Origin of the sequence: Nocardiopsis sp. TNDT3 (assembly GCF_003427465.1) — a bacterium.
Taxonomy (GTDB): Bacteria; Actinomycetota; Actinomycetes; order Streptosporangiales; family Streptosporangiaceae; genus Nocardiopsis; species Nocardiopsis dassonvillei.
Genome location: NZ_QPFC01001394.1, coordinates 1 through 1,150 on the forward strand (window position 1 = coordinate 1; position 1,150 = coordinate 1,150).

Sequence of the window (1,150 nt, forward strand, 5' to 3'; positions counted from 1 at the left end):
CCCCCTTCCCGGGCCGGTCACCCCTCCCGGTCCGGACGGAAGAGCCGGGCCGGTACGGCGTCGGCCATGGCGGCCATACCGGCGTCGTTGGGGTGCAGGCCGTCGCCGCTGTCGTAGGCGGGCAACAGGCGCAGCGGGTCGGCCGGGTCGCGCGTCACCTCGTCGAAGTCGATGACCGCGTCGTACTCCCCGCCCGTGCGGATCCACGCGTTGACCGCCTGGCGCTTGGCCTCGTTCTCTTCGGTGTGGAACCCCAGGGTGTCGCCCCCGAACGGCAGGATGGTGCCCCCGTAGACCCGCAGCCCGGCCGCGCGGGAGCGGGCGATGATCTGGCGGTGGGCGCCGATGACCTCCTCGGCCGTGACGGTCTCCGACACCAGGGCCACGGTGCCGGGGTGGCCCAGGTCGTTGACCCCCAGCAGGACGATGACGTGGCCCACGCCCGGGTGCGCCAGCACGTCCCGGTCGAAGCGGCGCAGGGCGCTCTGCCCGAAGAAGGCCGCGAAGTCCTCGGCGTCGCCGCCCTCGGGCGGGTTGGGGTCGTGGAGCAGGCGGTTGCCCCCGATCCCGGAGTTGAGCACGCCGGTGTGCGGCAGGCGCCGGGCGAGCAGGTCCGGCCACCGGTGGTTGGCGTTGACCAGGGTCTCGGAGCCGTCGGTGATGGAGTCGCCCAGGGCCACGACCGCGTCGGCGAGCCGCGTGCGCGACCGCACGCTGACCCCCGACAGGAAGTGCCACTGGGTGAGCGTGCGGGTGGCCTCGACGGACGTGTCGCCGGTGACGTCGCCCGCGGCCACCACGTTCTCCTGGAAGGAGGAGGCGTGCAGGGTGGTCACCGGCGTCTCCTCCGGCAGGTGGATGCTCACGACCAGGTCGGAGCGGGCGGGCAGTTCCAGCGGCACCGGGTCGCTGACCATGGGGGCGCCCGCCGGGACGGTCACCGACGTACGGCCGCCGAAGGTGACCGTGCGGTCGGTGGCCGGGTCGATGTCGGTGCCCGAGTCGCCCGCGCGCAGGGCCACGTGCACCTCGCCCACCCGCAGCGCGCTCTCCCCGAACTCGTTGGTCAGGCGCAGGCGCAGCCGGTCGCCGCCGACGCTGGTGCGCACGACCTGCCGGACGGTCTCGTCGCGCAGGACCGGGGTGGCGG

General features: G+C 74.5%; 1 protein-coding gene. It reads right to left on the bottom strand.

Annotated features, from left to right (window positions below; translation table 11 throughout):
• Nucleotides 1-17 precede the first annotated feature (17 nt).
• Nucleotides 18-1,150: SGNH/GDSL hydrolase family protein (locus tag DQW06_RS28165; RefSeq protein ID WP_157983647.1), on the bottom strand; the 1,133-nt coding region annotated here is incomplete at its 5' end.